This is a genomic window from Agrococcus sp. Marseille-P2731 (assembly GCF_900117395.1).
Lineage (GTDB): Bacteria > Actinomycetota > Actinomycetes > Actinomycetales > Microbacteriaceae > Agrococcus.
Map to the genome: position 1 here is coordinate 976,198 of NZ_FPEG01000003.1, position 14,652 is coordinate 990,849.

The 14,652-nt window shown below is 72.9% G+C and carries 17 protein-coding genes; 14 read left to right on the top strand and 3 right to left on the bottom strand.

The window, feature by feature from the left end:
* Positions 1–39: 39 nt before the first annotated feature.
* From BQ6202_RS12860 to BQ6202_RS12905, 10 genes are all read left to right on the top strand, one after another.
* Positions 40–1,140, top strand: a complete 1,101-nt coding sequence (locus BQ6202_RS12860; protein ID WP_072314790.1) for a metal ABC transporter substrate-binding protein — start codon at positions 40–42, stop codon at positions 1,138–1,140.
* Positions 1,137–1,946, top strand: a complete 810-nt coding sequence (locus BQ6202_RS12865; RefSeq protein ID WP_072314791.1) for a metal ABC transporter ATP-binding protein — start codon at positions 1,137–1,139, stop codon at positions 1,944–1,946. Before BQ6202_RS12860 ends, BQ6202_RS12865 begins: the two co-directional genes overlap by 4 nt.
* On the top strand, positions 1,943–2,854 hold the full coding sequence (locus tag BQ6202_RS12870) for a metal ABC transporter permease (RefSeq protein WP_072314792.1): 912 nt from the start codon (positions 1,943–1,945) through the stop codon (positions 2,852–2,854). The genes BQ6202_RS12865 and BQ6202_RS12870 overlap by 4 nt, the downstream gene beginning before the upstream one ends.
* On the top strand, positions 2,854–3,744 hold the full coding sequence (locus BQ6202_RS12875; protein WP_072314793.1) for a metal ABC transporter permease: 891 nt from the start codon (positions 2,854–2,856) through the stop codon (positions 3,742–3,744). Before BQ6202_RS12870 ends, BQ6202_RS12875 begins: the two co-directional genes overlap by 1 nt.
* Complete coding sequence (locus tag BQ6202_RS12880; RefSeq protein WP_072314794.1) at positions 3,741–4,136, top strand: Fur family transcriptional regulator; 396 nt, start codon at positions 3,741–3,743, stop codon at positions 4,134–4,136. The genes BQ6202_RS12875 and BQ6202_RS12880 overlap by 4 nt, the downstream gene beginning before the upstream one ends.
* A gap of 82 nt (positions 4,137–4,218) precedes the next feature.
* A complete protein-coding gene (locus BQ6202_RS12885; RefSeq protein ID WP_072314795.1) occupies positions 4,219–5,184 on the top strand; it encodes a hypothetical protein in 966 nt (321 codons plus the stop codon).
* A gap of 197 nt (positions 5,185–5,381) precedes the next feature.
* The gene (gene rpmB / locus BQ6202_RS12890; protein ID WP_072314796.1) at positions 5,382–5,618 is read left to right on the top strand and encodes a 50S ribosomal protein L28; all 237 of its coding nucleotides are present in this window, start codon (positions 5,382–5,384) and stop codon (positions 5,616–5,618) included.
* Positions 5,618–5,788, top strand: coding sequence for a 50S ribosomal protein L33 (rpmG, locus tag BQ6202_RS12895; RefSeq protein WP_072314797.1), 171 nt, complete (start codon positions 5,618–5,620; stop codon positions 5,786–5,788). Before rpmB ends, rpmG begins: the two co-directional genes overlap by 1 nt.
* Positions 5,788–6,093 carry a 30S ribosomal protein S14 gene (gene rpsN, locus BQ6202_RS12900; protein WP_072314798.1) on the top strand — a complete coding sequence of 102 codons (306 nt, stop codon included), beginning with the start codon at positions 5,788–5,790 and terminating at the stop codon, positions 6,091–6,093. The genes rpmG and rpsN overlap by 1 nt, the downstream gene beginning before the upstream one ends.
* Before the next feature lie 79 nt (positions 6,094–6,172).
* Positions 6,173–6,367 carry a hypothetical protein gene (locus BQ6202_RS12905; protein WP_072314799.1) on the top strand — a complete coding sequence of 65 codons (195 nt, stop codon included), beginning with the start codon at positions 6,173–6,175 and terminating at the stop codon, positions 6,365–6,367.
* A gap of 5 nt (positions 6,368–6,372) precedes the next feature.
* Here BQ6202_RS12905 and BQ6202_RS12910 read toward each other — a convergent pair whose 3' ends face one another.
* From BQ6202_RS12910 to yczR, 3 genes are all read right to left on the bottom strand, one after another.
* Complete coding sequence (locus BQ6202_RS12910; RefSeq protein ID WP_072314800.1) at positions 6,373–8,052, bottom strand: alpha-amylase family glycosyl hydrolase; 1,680 nt, start codon at positions 8,050–8,052, stop codon at positions 6,373–6,375.
* Positions 8,049–9,020, bottom strand: a complete 972-nt coding sequence (locus tag BQ6202_RS12915) for a TIGR03885 family FMN-dependent LLM class oxidoreductase (protein ID WP_072314801.1) — start codon at positions 9,018–9,020, stop codon at positions 8,049–8,051. The genes BQ6202_RS12910 and BQ6202_RS12915 overlap by 4 nt, the downstream gene beginning before the upstream one ends.
* 83 nt (positions 9,021–9,103) lie before the next feature.
* A complete protein-coding gene (yczR, locus tag BQ6202_RS12920) occupies positions 9,104–10,537 on the bottom strand; it encodes a MocR-like transcription factor YczR (RefSeq protein ID WP_072314802.1) in 1,434 nt (477 codons plus the stop codon).
* Between the two features lie 105 nt (positions 10,538–10,642).
* Between yczR and yczE the strand changes: the two genes are divergently transcribed.
* From yczE to BQ6202_RS12940, 4 genes are all read left to right on the top strand, one after another.
* Positions 10,643–11,347, top strand: coding sequence for a membrane protein YczE (yczE, locus tag BQ6202_RS12925; RefSeq protein ID WP_234946213.1), 705 nt, complete (start codon positions 10,643–10,645; stop codon positions 11,345–11,347).
* Between the two features lie 186 nt (positions 11,348–11,533).
* Entirely contained in the window at positions 11,534–11,818 is a 285-nt protein-coding gene (locus BQ6202_RS12930) for an HU family DNA-binding protein (protein ID WP_072314803.1), read from the top strand.
* Between the two features lie 80 nt (positions 11,819–11,898).
* A complete protein-coding gene (locus tag BQ6202_RS12935; protein WP_072314804.1) occupies positions 11,899–13,902 on the top strand; it encodes a bifunctional copper resistance protein CopD/cytochrome c oxidase assembly protein in 2,004 nt (667 codons plus the stop codon).
* The gene (locus tag BQ6202_RS12940) at positions 13,899–14,651 is read left to right on the top strand and encodes a histidine phosphatase family protein (protein ID WP_072314805.1); all 753 of its coding nucleotides are present in this window, start codon (positions 13,899–13,901) and stop codon (positions 14,649–14,651) included. The genes BQ6202_RS12935 and BQ6202_RS12940 overlap by 4 nt, the downstream gene beginning before the upstream one ends.
* Position 14,652 lies beyond the last annotated feature (1 nt).

The window sequence follows — 14,652 nt, forward strand, 5'->3', positions numbered from 1 at the left end:
GTGCGGCACGGCAAGGCGTCGTGCTGAGAAGGAATCGTCATGCGCAAGCTCCCCGCCCTCGGCACCGTCGCGGCCGTCGCCCTCGTGCTCACCGGATGCGCGGGAGCCGGCGCCGACCCCGGCGCGGCAGCGGACACCGGGGCCGCCGGCGAGAGGCTGCAGATCGTCGCCACCACGACGCAGCTGGCCGACGTCACGCGCGAGATCGTCGGCGACTCGGCCGAGGTGACGAGCCTGCTGCAGCCGGGCGCATCCGCGCACTCGTTCGACCCCGGCCCCGCGGCGCTCAGCGCGCTCGCGGACGCCGACCTGCTCGTCATCAACGGCGCGGGCCTCGAGGGCTGGCTCGACGACACCGTCGAGGCCTCCGGCTTCGCGGGCACCATGGTCGACACCTCGAGCGAGCTCGAGCTGATCGCGGCTGACGAGGACCCGCACGCCGGCCACGACCACGAGCACGAGCACGAGGGCGAGGCGGCGGAGGAGCACGCGGAGCACGAGCACGAGCACGAGCACGAGCACGAGACGGCGGAGGAGCACGCCGAGCACGACCACGAGGGTCACGACCACGGCGAGTTCGACCCGCACGTGTGGTCCGACCCCGCGAACGTGATCCTGCAGGCCGAGGCCATCGCCACCGCCGTGACCGCCGCCGACCCCGAGCTCGACATCGACGCATCCGTCACCGCCTACGTCGGGCAGCTCGAGGCCCTCGAGACGTGGATGCGCGACTCGATCGAGCAGGTGCCGGTCGAGGAGCGCCTGGTCGTCACGACCCACGACACCTTCGGCTACCTCGAGCGCGCGTTCGACGTGCAGGTGGTCGGCACCGTGCTGCCGAGCCTCGACGACAGCGCCGAGGCGAGCGCCGCGCACATCGACGAGCTCGTCGCCGAGATCCGCGAGACGGGCACCTCGGTCGTGTTCAGCGAGAGCGCCATCGACCCGCAGCTCGCCGCGACGATCGCCCGCGAGGCGGGCGTCGAGCTGCGGGAGGGCGAGGACGCGCTCGCGGCCGACGCGCTCGGCCCGGAGGGCAGCGACACCGCCACCTACATCGACGCGCAGATCCACAACATCACCGCGATCGTGACCGCATGGGGGGTCGAGCCGCTCGCGGTGCCAGAATCGCTGACATGAGTCAGCAGCCCGCCGCGATCGTCGAGATCGAGGACGCCTCCTTCGGCTACGGCGGCGCGCCGGTGCTGACGGAGGTCTCCTTCCAGCTGCGCGCGGGCGAGGCGCTCGCGCTCATCGGCCCGAACGGTGCAGGCAAGTCGACGCTGCTCACCGGCATCCTCGGCCTCGCCCGGCACGATGCGCGCGTCTTCCGGGTGCCGAGCGGCCGCGGCGAGATCGGCACGCTGCCCCAGACGAGCGAGATCGACCCGGCCTTCCCCGTGACCCTGGAGCAGGTCGTCGCCATGGGCCGCACGCCGCGCCTGGGGCTGCGCTGGCCGGGCAGCGGCGACCGGCGCGTCGTCGCCGATGCGCTCGAGGCCGTGGGGCTCGAGCAGCTGCGACGCACGCGCTTCGGCGATCTCTCCGGCGGTCAGCGCCAGCGCGGCCTGCTGGCCCGCGCGCTCGCGAGCGAGCCCCGGCTGCTGCTGCTCGACGAGCCCTTCAACGGGCTCGACCAGGGCTCGCGCGACGCGCTCGTCGAGACGATCCGCTCGCTGAAGGACCGGGGCGTCGCCCTCATCATCACGACGCACGACCTCGAGCTCGCCCGCCTCGTCTGCGATCGCACGCTGCTCGTGAACCAGCGCCAGATCGCCTTCGACGACACCGAGTGCGTCCTGACCCTCGAGCGCGTCGAGGCTGCCTTCGCGAGCCACGTGATGGAGATCGACGGCCACACCCTCGCGACCACGGAGCACCACGCCACCGAGCACGGCCACCACCCGCGCTCCGACGAGCAGCGGGCGGGGCGCGACGCCGGATGACGCCGGCTGCACTCGCGGCACGCGTCGACCTCTCGTCCCTGGTCGACCCGTTCACACCGTTCACCGCGCCCTTCCTCGGTCGGCCGCTGCTGCTGCTCGTGGCGCTCGCTGTCGCGGCCGGCACCGTCGGCATGCTCGTGCACCTGCGGCGCCTCGAGTTCTCGACCGACGGCCTCACGCACGCGGTCTTCCCCGGCCTCGCGATCGGCGCCGCGCTCGGCGGCACGGCGGGCCTGCTGCCCGGCGCGCTCGGCGCGGCGCTCGCCGCCGCGGTCGTGCTCGCGCTGCTCTCGCGCCGCGGGCAGCCGCGCGACACCGCCGTCGCGATCGTCCTCACCACCTTCTTCTCGTTCGGCGTCGTGCTGGTCTCGATCGGCGGCGGATCGAGCGGCAGCCTCTCCGACTTCTTCTTCGGCCGGCTGCTCACCATCACCTGGAGCTCGCTCGGCGTCGCGGTCGCGCTCATCGCCATCGCCGTCGGCCTGATCGTCGCGACCGGGCGCCAGCAGCTGTTCGCCGCCTTCGATCCCGCCGGAGCCCGCCGCGCCGGCCTGCCGGTGCTCGCGCTCGAGATCGTCGGCACCATCGCGATCGCGCTCGTGGTGGTCGCCGCGTCCGCCTCGGTCGGCACGCTGCTGGCGCTGGCCGTCGTGATCGTGCCGACGGCCGCCGCCCGGGCGCTCACGCGGTCGCTGCCGGGGGCGATCGCGGTCTCCGTGCTCTTCGGTGCGCTCACCGGCTGGATCGGCCTCTGGATCGTCGTGCAGCTCGCCGAGGCGGGCGTGGATGCGGCCCCCGGCGCGACCGTCGCCCTCACGATGGTCGTCGCGTACCTGGTGGCGCTGGGAGCCGGGGCCCTGCGCGGGCGCGCCGCGCGCATCCGCCCGACCCAGGCGGTGGCGCGCTGATGGCCGGCCTGGACTTCTTCGGCCTCGCCATGGTCGAGGTCGTGCTCGCGGGCGCGCTCGCGGGTGTCGTCGGCGTGCTGGTGGTGCTGCGCGAGCGCGCCTTCTTCACGATGTCGCTGACGCACGCGACGTTCCCGGGCGCGGTCGCCGCCGCGATCCTCGGCCTGTCCGTCCCGGCGGGTGCAGCGGTCGCAGCGGTCGCCCTCATCGGCATCGCCGTCGGCATCGGCCGCATCCGCTCGCAGGGGCCGTCCGTCGCATCCGGCATCATGCTCACCGCCGGCTTCGCGCTCGGCGCCTTCCTGCAGTCGGTGTCGCCGCTCGCGATCGACGTGGAGTCGTTCCTGGTCGGCCAGGTGCTCGCGGTGACGGGCGCCGACCTCGCGCTCACCGGCGCCGTGCTCGTCGTCGCGCTGGCCGCGTGGGCGCTCTTCGGAGGCCACCTGCTCTTCTCGAGCGCCGACGAGCAGGGCTACCGCCGCGCGGGCCTCGCACCCTGGCTGCCGGAGCTCGCCTCGCTGGTGCTCATCGCCGGCACCGTCGTGGCGATCATGCCCGTCGTCGGTGCGATCCTGGGCGTCGCGCTCATCGTCGCTCCGGCCGCGGCGGCGCGGCTCGTGGTGCGGGACTGGCGATGGATGCTCGTGCTGGCACCCGCGGGCGGGGTCGTCTCCGGCGCGCTCGGCCTCCTGGCCTCGCGCGCGCTCGACATCGCCGCCGGTGGCGCGATCGCCCTCGTCGCTGCGCTGCTCTACGCGCTCGCCTGGCTCGCCGGCGGTCGTCGTGGCGCGCCCCGCGCGCCCGCTGCGTCGTCGCCGCGCCCCGCCCGGCGGCTGCCGAGTGGGCGCGGTGGCGCCGCGCATGCCACTATCGAGGCGAGGAAGCCATGACCGACACCACCCGCCGCCCCACCCGTCAGCGCGAAGCCGTGCGCGAGGCGCTCGCGGCGAGCGACGAGTTCGTCTCCGCGCAGGCGCTCCACCAGTCGCTGCGCGGCGCCGGCTCGACCGTGGGCCTCGCGACCGTCTACCGCGCGCTCGCGGCGCTTGCCGAGGACGGCGAGGCGGATGCGCTGCAGTCGGGCGGCGAGCTGCTCTACCGGGCGTGCACGCCCACGCACCACCACCACCTCATCTGCCGCAGCTGCGGCCGCACGGTCGAGCTCGAGGCCGCCGCCGTCGAGCGCTGGGCCGGGCAGGTCGCCGCGCAGCACGGCTTCGTCGAGCCGGAGCACGTGGTCGACATCTTCGGGCTGTGCGCGGCCTGCGCAGCCGCGCGCTGACGCTCTCCACACCCGGGCGCGCGCCGCTGGCGCTGTCCTCGCCGCCCTGTGAGACTGGGCGCATCGATCGAGGAGGTCGTCCGTGACGAACCCGCCCAGCCCCTACGGCACCCAGCAGTCCGAGGTTCCCGACACCCAGACGGTGCGCCGACCGGCCGCATCCGCGCCGCGCCGCATCATGGGCATCCAGCCGGTGCTCTTCGTGGGCATGTGCCTGCTGGCGATCGTCACGCTCATCACGGTCGTGCTGATCTTCGTCGGCGACTTCGAGAGCCAGGCGGCCCGCGTGGTCTGGACGGTGGTGGTCTTCCTGGCCTTCACCGGGCTGCTGGCGCTCGACCTGGTGCTCGCGCGGCGCTCCGCCACGCCGCTCGTGATCGGTGTCGCCGCGAACACCTACCTGCTCGCGGTGCTCATGATCGCCATCTGGGTGCGCGGCGGGGACACCGGCGAGATGGTCGACGAGTACGACTTCGGCTCCGGGTGGTTCTTCGCCGAGCTGCTCGGCATCGTGCTGCTGACGCTGCTGGTGGTGCGCGCCGCCGCTGCCGGTGCGTGGGGCCTCATCAGCCTCGGCCACCGCTCCGGCACCCAGTTCGGGCGCGTCCTCGGCCAGATCGCCGCAGCGCTGCTGGGGCTGGCGGGCGTGCTGCTGACGCTGCACTTCGCGATCGAAGCCTTCGGCATCGAGCTCGGGGAGTGGTACTGGCGAGCCACGGTCGCCGCGATCGTGGTGACGGCGCTCGCGGCATCGGTGACGGTGCTGCTGTTCTGGAACCGCCGCAACCTCGACTGGCAGGAGGCGGAGGCGCGCGGCGAGCACGTGCGCCCGAGGGTCGCGCCGGGCACGGTGCTGCCGGGCGGCGCTCAGCAGGGGTGGCCGCAGCAGCAGGCGTGGCCGCAGCAGCCGGCGCCGCAGCAGCCGCAGCAGCCGCCGCAGCAGCAGCCCGACGCGAACGGCCTGCTCCCTTGGCCGACCTTCCCCGACGGCTCGCCCTACCCGATGGGTCCCGACGGACAACCGGTGTTCCCGCCCAGCGCGCGCTGACCGCTCACGCGCTCCGCGCATCCGCACTCTGGCTCGGTCTTGCCCAGGAGCGCGCGCGTGCCGTAGACTCGATCCTTGGTGCGGCTTCGGCCGCGCAGCACACGCCCCCTCCAGCGCCCGCAAGGGCTCGGCAGTGGCGTGGGCAGGCAAGTGATCTTGGGTGGGCTTCGGCCCACGGTAACCACTCTGGAGGAATCATGGCAGCCGTTTGCCAGGTGACCGGAGCCGTCCCAGGCTTCGGGCACAACATCTCGCACTCGCACCGGCGCACGAAGCGACGCTTCGACCCGAACGTGCAGCGCAAGACCTACTTCGTCCCGTCGCTCAAGCGCAGCGTGACGCTCAACGTGTCGGCCAAGGGCATCAAGGTCATCGACGCCCGTGGCATCGAGTCCGTCGTCCGTGACATGCAGGCACGAGGGGTGAAGCTCTGATGGCGAAGAAGTCGCAGGACGTCCGTCCGATCATCAAGCTGCGCTCGACCGCGGGCACCGGCTACACCTACGTGACGAAGAAGAACCGTCGCAACAACCCTGACCGCCTTGTGCTGAAGAAGTACGACCCCGTCGTCCGCCAGCACGTCGAGTTCCGAGAGGAGCGATAATGGCCAAGAAGAGCATGATCGCCAAGAACGAGCAGCGGAAGGTCATCGTCGCCCGCTACGCCGAGAAGCGCCTGGCGCTGAAGAAGGCGCTCGTCGACCCCACCAGCACCGATGCAGAGCGCGAGGCCGCTCGTCTCGGCCTGCAGAAGCTGCCCCGCAACGCTTCGCCGGTGCGCGTGCGCAAGCGCGACGCCATCGACGGCCGCCCCCGCGGCCACGTCGGCGCGTACGGCATCTCGCGCGTGCGCTTCCGCGACATGGCGCACGCGGGCGAGCTGCCCGGCGTGACCAAGTCGAGCTGGTAAGCACCCGCTGACGAGGAAGGCCCCGACCGGAAGGTCGGGGCCTTCCTCGCGTCCGCCGCCGGTGTGCGATCGTTGCTGCATGAGCAGCTTCCCCTCCTACCTCGGCTTCGCCGGTCTCATCGTCCCCGCGATCTGGCTCGTGCTGCTGATCGGCCTCGTGATCGCGATCGTGCTCGCCGTCCGCGCGCTGCGCGGCATCGACCGCTCCCTGCGCGCGCTCGTCGAGCAGGGCGTCGCGCGCGGCGAGGGCCCGTACGACGGCCCGCCCCGCTGAACCCGTCAGACGCGGCGGATGGTCGCGTCCGCGGGGGAGATCTGCAGCCAGCGCCAGCCGTAGGCGTCCAGGTCGAGCTCGAGTCGGCCCTCGACGCGCATGGACGAGTCGTCGAACCTGTCGATGAGCGTCACCGGCCCGTCGTCTGCGCTGATCTCGAGCCGCACCGCCTCGCGCCCGTCGCCGAGGTTGTGCAGCGCGAGCATCGCCCAGTCGTCGCCGCGGCAGACGTGCGCGAGCACCGCGCGCTGGCGCACACCGATCACCTCGAGCTGCGCCCATGCCAGCTCCGGGGTGTCGCGGTAGAGGGTGCTCAGTCGCTGGATGTGTCGCCACAGCGATGTCGGGTCGCGCCGCTGGTCGGCGACGTTCACCCGATCGGGCCCGAAGTCGCCACCCGGCAGCGGCCGCGTCCAGCGCCGCTGCGGCGCCGTCGAGAAGCCGGCCGAGGCATCCGCCTCCCACTGCATCGGGGTGCGCACCGCATAGCGGCCCTCCACCTCGAGCGCCTCGCCCATCCCGATCTCCTCGCCGTAGAAGAGCACCGGGCAGCCGGGCAGCGAGAACATCAGCGTGTACACCAGGCGCACGGCACGCTCGTCGCCGAGCATCGTCGGCAGCCGACGCCGGATCCCGCGGCCGTAGAGCCGCATCCCCTCCTCCGGTGCGAACGCCTCGAAGACCTCCTCGAGCTCGTCGGGGGCGAGCTTGTCGAGCGTCAGCTCATCGTGGTTGCGCACGAAGTTCGCCCACTGCGCCGTCGGAGGCAGCTGCGGCCGGTCGCGGAGCGCCGCGGCCAGCGGATGCGCGTCCTTGCGGGCGAGGGACAGGAAGAGCTGCTGCATCGAGACGAAGTCGAACTGCAGCTGCAGGCCCGCCGACTTCCCGTCAGCAGAGAACCACTGCAGCTGCTCCTCGTGCGGCAGGTTCACCTCGCCGAGCAGCAGCGCCTCGCCGTGCCGCATCGTCACGAACTCGCCCAGGCGCCGCAGGTGCTCCGCGCCGCCGTAGTCGCCGGCCGTCTCGGTGCCGTGGCTCGCGGCTCCGCTGAAGAGATAGGGCACGGCATCGATGCGGAAGCCCGAGACCCCGAGCTGCAGCCACAGCCCCAGGTTGCGCTCGATCTGGTGCTGCACGGGCGGATGCGCGATGTTCAGATCGGGCTGGTGCGCCCGGAAGTGGTGCAGGTAGTACTGCCCCGTGCGCTCGTCCTTCGTCCAGGTGGAGTCCTCCTCGCCGGGGAAGACGGGCGGGTCGGGGTTCGGCGGCGGCGCATCCCGCCAGACGTACCAGTCGCGGTGCGGCGACGCCTTCGACGAGCGCGAGGAGACGAACCACGGATGCTCGGCGGAGGTGTGGTTCATGACGAAGTCGACGATCACCCGCATGCCGTGGGCTCGGGCGACGCGAAGCAGCTCGACGAGGTCGCCGAGCGTGCCGAGCCGAGGGTCGACGGCGAAGAAGTCGGTGATGTCGTAGCCGTCGTCGCGGTCGGCGGTGGGGAAGAAGGGCATGAGCCACAGGCACGTGACGCCGAGGTCGGCGAGGTAGCGGATGCGCGAGTTCAGCCCCTGGATGTCGCCGTCACCATCGCCGTCGGAGTCCTGGAAGACCTGGATGTCGAGGCAGTAGTAGACGGCGTTGCGCCACCACAGGTCGGCCGACTCGATCGGGCGCGGGGTCACGCCGCCGCTCCGCCGCTGAACGTCGGCAGCACGTGCTCGCCGAAGGCATCGATGAACGCGGTCTGCTGCTGCCCCACGTGATGGAGGTAGACGGCGTCGCAGCCCGTGTCGATGATCTCGGCGATGCGCGCCTCGTGCCGGGCGAGGTCGCTCGAGACCGTGACCACGCCCCTGATCTGCTCCTCCGTCACGCTCGCGGTGCGCCGATCGAACTCCTCGGGGAGGTCGATGTCCCAGGCCTCAGGCGGTGCGATGATGCCGAAGGCCCACTGGTCGCGCGCGATCGCGAGCGCCTCCCGCTCATCCGGCGCCCACGACAGGTGCAGCTGCGCCGAGACCGGTCCGCGCCCGCCCGCGTCGCGGTAGGCCGTGACGACCTCGCGCAGTGCCGCGAGGTCGCCTGCCACGGTGATGAGCCCATCCGCCCACCGCGCGTGCGCGGCCGCAGAGGTCGGCGTGATCGCGGCGCCGATGAGCGGCGGCACCTCGGTCGGCAGCGACCACACCCGCGCGCGGTCGACGGTGATCGCGCCAGCGTGCGACACACGCTCGCCCGCGAGCAGTCGACGCATCACGTCGACGCTCTCGACGAGGCGCTGCTCGCGCACCGGCTTCTCGGGCCACGCCTCGCCCGTGATGTGCTCGTTGAGGTTCTCGCCCGAGCCGAGCGCCGCCCAGAACCGCCCCGGGAACATCTCGCCGAGGGTGCCGATCGCGTGCGCGACGACCGCGGGGTGCGCGCGCTGCCCGGGCGCCGTCACGACGCCGAACCGCAGCGAGGTGGTGGCGAGCGCCGCCGCGAGCCACGACCAGCTGTGGCCGCTGTGGCCCTGCCGCAGGCTCCAGGGCTCGAGGTGGTCGGAGCACATCGCGGCGTGGAAGCCGGCGCGCTCGGCGTGCTGCACGTGGGCGAGCAGCGCGCTAGGGGGCATCTGCTCGTGGGAGGCGTGGAATCCGATGACGGCCATCCGACCACGCAAGCGCGGATGCGCGGATGCGTCAAGGGAGCGCACGCCCAGGCAGCGCCGCTATCGAAGCCACCGCGCCCGCATCACACGACGGCGGATGCCGCCAGTCGCGTCGAGTCGGGCAGCTCACCCGCGTGCAGCGCGCGCCAGGCGGCGCCGAGCCGCTCCATCGCGGCGGCCGTGACCTCCGGCTCCCAGGTGATGGGGATGCGCGCGAAGCGATCGAGCACGCCGGAGGGCGAGAAGCGCGGCCCGGGCGGCAGCAGCAGGCCGCGGTCGCGCGCGCCGAGCGAGAGCGAGGTCGACCAGGGTCCGCCGAGGTCGACCCACGCGGCGAGGCCGCCGGGTACGCGCGGCATGGCGACGCCGGGCAGGTGCTGGGCGATGCCGGCGGCGACGGCAGCGCGACCGGCGGAGAGCCGCTCGCGCGCGCGCTCGAGCAGCGGTGCCATGTCGTCGAGCAGCTCGATCGCGATGCACTGCTCGAGCACCGGGCTGCCGAGGTCGATCGAGGGCCGCACGGCGAGCAGCCGCGCCGTCTGCTCGGCGCTCGTGGTGCGGATCCAGCCGATGCGCATGCCGCCCCAGGCGATCTTCGACATCGATCCGATCAGCAGCGCCGGCCCGTGCGCCGCGAAGGGCCGCGGTGTCCAGCCGCGGTCGATGTCGAGCTCTGCACACGTCTCGTCGACGACGAGCAGCGTGCCGGTGGTGCGCGCGACGGCGGCGAGCCGCGCCCGCTCGAGCTCCGGCATCGTGGCGCCGGTCGGGTTGTGGAAGTCGGCGATCACGTACGCGAGCGCCGGTCGCTGCGCGCGCAGCGTCTCGATGAGGTGCGCGGCGTCCCAACCGCCGCCCTGACCCTCACCAGCCGCCTGCTCGGGCGAGACCGGCGTCGGCATCAGCCGGTGGCCGGCGCGGCGCAGCGCCTCGAGCGCGTGCGGGAAGGACGGCTGCTCGACGAGCGCGCCGCGACCGCGCTCGCCGAACGCTGCGAGCACGACGGTGAGGGCGTGCATCGCGCCGCTCGTCACGACGATCTGGTCGGGGTCGGTCGGCAGGCCTCGCGCTGCGTAGCGGGCGGCGATGCGCTCGCGCAGCTCCGGCAGCCCGTCGAGCGAGTAGCCGGGGGTGCCGAGCAGCCCGGCGAGCCGGTCGAGGGCCCGCACGGTCGCCGCATGCATGCCGGGCGCCGAGCCGACCGAGGCGATCGTGAAGTCGATCACCCCGTCCCCGGCGGCGGCGGGGCGATGGATGCGCTGGGCAGGCAGCGCCGCGCGGGTCCCGGAGCCGTGCGCTCTGGCGACGTAGCCGCCCGACTCCAGCAGCTCGTAGGCGCGGGCGATCGTGGCGCGAGAGCGGCCGAGCTCCGCGGCGAGCGCTCGCTCGCTCGGGAGCCGCTCGCCGACGGTGATGCGCCCGTCGAGCAGCAGCATGCGGATGCGGTCGGCGAGCGACTGCGCGACGGCCGTCGTCGCCTGCCACTCGCCGAGATGGGTGCCGAGCCGGGATGCCATGCGCTCATCCTGCCGCACGACGACGCCTCAGTGGACTGCTGCGGGCGAGCCACTTCTCATGCAGTGGTCCGCCCGCGCGCTCGACCGAGGCGGTGGAATGGAGCCGTGCACCGCATCCGTCGTCTCTTCCTGCCCATCGACTCGCTGGGCGCAGCAGACACGAGCGCGCGCGTCGCGCAGCTCATGGTCGGGCTGTTCCTCTACGGCATCTCGCTCGCGCTGCTCGTGCGGGCGACGCTCGGCGTCGGCCCCTGGGACGTGCTCTCGCTCGGCATCGCGAACCACCTGCCGATGAGCTACGGCGCCGCGACCGTCGTGGTCTCGGGGCTCGTGCTGCTGCTGTGGATCCCGCTGCGGCAGCGGGTCGGCGTCGGCACGCTGCTGAACGCCGTGCTCGTCGGCCCGGCGGCCGACCTCGGGCTCTGGCTCATCCCGAGCCCGACTGAGCTCTGGGGCCAGGCACTCATGCTCGCCGGCAGCATCCTGCTGCTCTCGGTCGCGACCGGCATCTACATCGCGGCCCAGCTCGGGCCCGGCCCGCGCGACGGGCTCATGACCGGGCTCGTGCGCATCACCGGCTGGCCGATCTGGATCGTGCGCACGCTGATCGAGGGCTCCGCGCTGCTCGTGGGCTGGCTCCTCGGCGGGCCGGTCGGGGTCGGGACGGTGATCTTCGCGTTCGGCGTCGGGCCGCTCATCGGGGTGTTCCTGCCCTTCTTCGAGCGGCGCAGGGCGGCCGCCGAAGGGCGCCTGCGGGCTCGGCGGCTCGCTGCCGCCGCGACCGCCGCGCCGACCGACGACCGCACCTGACGGCGCAATCTGTACCCCAAATCCGTTCGCAGACCGCGAAAACACGCGGAATTCGCGGCGTGTCGGGGTGTTCCTCCGGCCGATCACGAGCCCCCGGGCTACGTTCATGTGTGGTCGGAGCCTCACGGGCCCCGGCGAATGCCCGCCCCCTCGGCGGGACGGACATGCCACCACCAGGAGGACATCATGGCTGAGACCATCAACAAGACCACCCTCGCTTCGAAGATCGCCGCATCGACCGACCTCTCGCAGGCGAAGGTCACCGCGGTGCTCGACGCGCTCTTCGACGAGGTGTCGGAGGCCGTCAAGGGCGGCGACAAGGTCTCGATCCCCGGCTTCTTCAGCGCCGAGCGCACCGCGACCGCTGCCCGCACGGGCCGCAACCCGCAGACGGGCGAGGAGATCAAGATCGCTGCCGGCCACCGCGTCAAGCTGACCGCTGGCTCGAAGCTCAAGGCAGCCGTCAAGTAAGACCGCTCCACACAGCACGCGCAGGGCCCCGCCACCTCGGCGGGGCCCTGCGCGTCGTCGGCGGCGACTAGCCTGGTCAGGTGCAGCGCCTCCGTCTCCTCGCGCCGGCACTCGCGATCCTCGCGGGGCTGGTCGCGACGTGGGCGGCGCTCGACTTCGGCGGAGGCGCAGACCCGCTGCCGATCGCCAGCCAGGATCCGGGCGCCGGCGTCCGCTACGGCGTGCCGATCGCGAGCATGCTGCGCAACATCGCGATCGCCGGCGCGTTCGGCGGCCTCGTGCTCGCGTGCTTCGCGCTCCGCCCCGGCAGCCGCGACTGGAACCGCACGCTCGACATCGCCGCCGCATCCACCGGCATCGCCGCCGTCGCGCAGGGCTTCCTCGCCTGGGGCGGCTTCCGCACCGCGGTCACGAACCCCGTCTCGGCGACCAACGAGTTCGGTGCGCTGCTGCAGTTCTACTTCATCCAGGTCGAGACGGGCAGGCTGCTGCTCGCCACCCTCCTCTCGCTCGCGCTGCTCACGGTCGTGCTGCTCGTGGCGCGAGGGCCCGTCTCGGTGGCGTTCGCGGTGGTCGGGTGGCTCGTGCCGCTCTGGTTCATCGCCTCGGGCGGCCACGCCGGCGGCACCGCCGGTCACACCCTCGCGGTCTCGTCGCTGCTGCTGCACCTGCTGTTCGTCTCGATCTGGCTCGGTGGCCTGCTGCACCTCGGCCTGCTGGTGCGCGGCCGCGACGGCGCGCCCGCTCCGAGCGGGGCCGCGGCGCAGGACACGGCCCCGAACGCCGCCTACAGCGACGTGCTGCTGCGCTATTCGAGCCTCGCGGCCGTGAGCTTCGGGGTCGTCGCGTTCACCGGCATCGTCTCCTCCTGGGTGCGCATGGAGGGCGACTGGTTCAGCGACTACGGCATCCTCTCGATCGCGAAGGCCGTGCTGCTCGTGGTGCTCGGCGGCTTCGGCGCCTGGCAGCGGATGCGCCTGCTGCGCCCCGCGAAGACGCTCGGCGAGCGGGTGGGCGGCCGGGCGATCGCGATGGTGCTCACGCTCGAGCTCGTGGTGATGGGCATCACCGCCGGCGTCGCCGCGGGGCTCGCGCGCACCGCCACCCCCGTGCCCGAGACGCCGCCGGGCCTCGAGGCGACGCCCGCCGAGATCCTGACCGGCACGCCGCTGCCCCCGCCGTTCGACGCCGGGCGGCTGCTCACCGAGTGGTCGCTCGACCCGCTCTGGTCGGTCGTCTGCGCCCTGCTGCTCTTCTTCTACCTCGCCGGCGTGCGGCGGCTGACGCAGCGCGGCGACCGCTGGCCCGTGCTGCGCACCGCATCCTGGTCGGCCGGCGTCCTGCTGCTGTGGTGGTGCACGAACGGCGCGCTGAACGTCTACCAGGAGTTCCAGTTCTCGCTCCACATGCTCGTGCACATGCTGCTCGGCATGGCCGTGCCGGTGCTGCTCGTGCCCGGCGCGCCCATCACCCTCGCGATGCGGGCCATCGCCAAGCGGCGCGACGGCACGCGCGGCGGCCGCGAGTGGCTGCTCGCGATCGTGCACTCGAAGTACATGCAGGTCGTCGGGCATCCGATCGTCTCCGCCGGGATCTTCGTGTTCAGCCTCTGGATCTTCTACTACACGCCGATCTTCGGCTGGGCGATGGAGGAGCACGTCGGCCACGTCTGGATGGTCGTCCACTTCGTCGGCGCCGGCTACCTCTTCGTGCAGGCGATCATCGGCATCGACCCGGGCCCTGCGCCCCCGCCCTACGCGCTGCGCCTCGTGCTGCTGCTGGGGGCGATGGTCTTCCACGCCTTCTTCGGCGTCACGCTCATGTCCGGCGAGGTGCTGCTGCTCTCCGACTGGTTCGGCGCGATGGGCGACGGCATCGACGCGCTGCGCGATCAGCAGGAGGGCGGGGGCATCGCCTGGTCGGTCGGCGAGATCCCGACCGTCATCCTCGCGATCACGACCGTGGTGATGTGGGCGCAGGGCGACAAGAAGGAGCGCACGCGCATCGACCGCGCCGCGGATCGCGACGGCGGCGCCGAGCTCGACGCCTACAACGACATGCTCGACAGGATGGGGAAGCGATGACCGAGGATCAGCAGCAGCTGCCGGAGGACCTGGCGGCGATGGCCGAGGGGCGCGCGCTGCGGCTGCGCATCGTGCGGCACGCCGAGACCGAGTACAACGTCGGCCACCTCATGCAGGGCTGGTCCGACTCGCCGATCACCGACCGCGGCCGCGAGCAGATCGCCGCGGTCGCCGAGCACCTCGCGCGCGAGCGCTTCGACCTCGCCTTCTGCTCCGATCTGCAGCGCACCCGCACGACGGCCGAGGGCATCCTCGCCCGCCTCGACCCGCAGCCGCCGATCGAGCACACCGAGCTGCTGCGCGAGTGGAACTTCGGCTCGCACGAGGAGCGACCGGCATCCGAGGTCTGGCGCGAGGTCATCGTCGAGCACGGCTTCGAGGTCGACCGCGAGCTGAGCGCGCTGCGCACCATCGGCGAGCAGGTGGGCTGGCGCGGGCTGTTCGACACCATCGCGAAGCTCGACTCGAGCGGGCAGGCCGAGCAGGCCGCCGCGACCGTGCTGCGCGCTGACCGCGCGCTCGAGCGCATCATCACCGCTGCGGCCGCACTGCCCGGCGACGGCGAGGCCGAGGTGCTGATCGTCTCGCACGGCGGCTTCATCACGTCGCTCCTGCGCCAGCTCGTGCCCGACGTCACGCCCGACGTGATCCTGCCGAACTGCTCGGTCTCGACCGTGTCGCTGGCGGCCGGCACCCTCGCCTGGCAGCTCGACGGGCTGGGCGAGACGGCAGAGCACCTGGCAGGCTGAG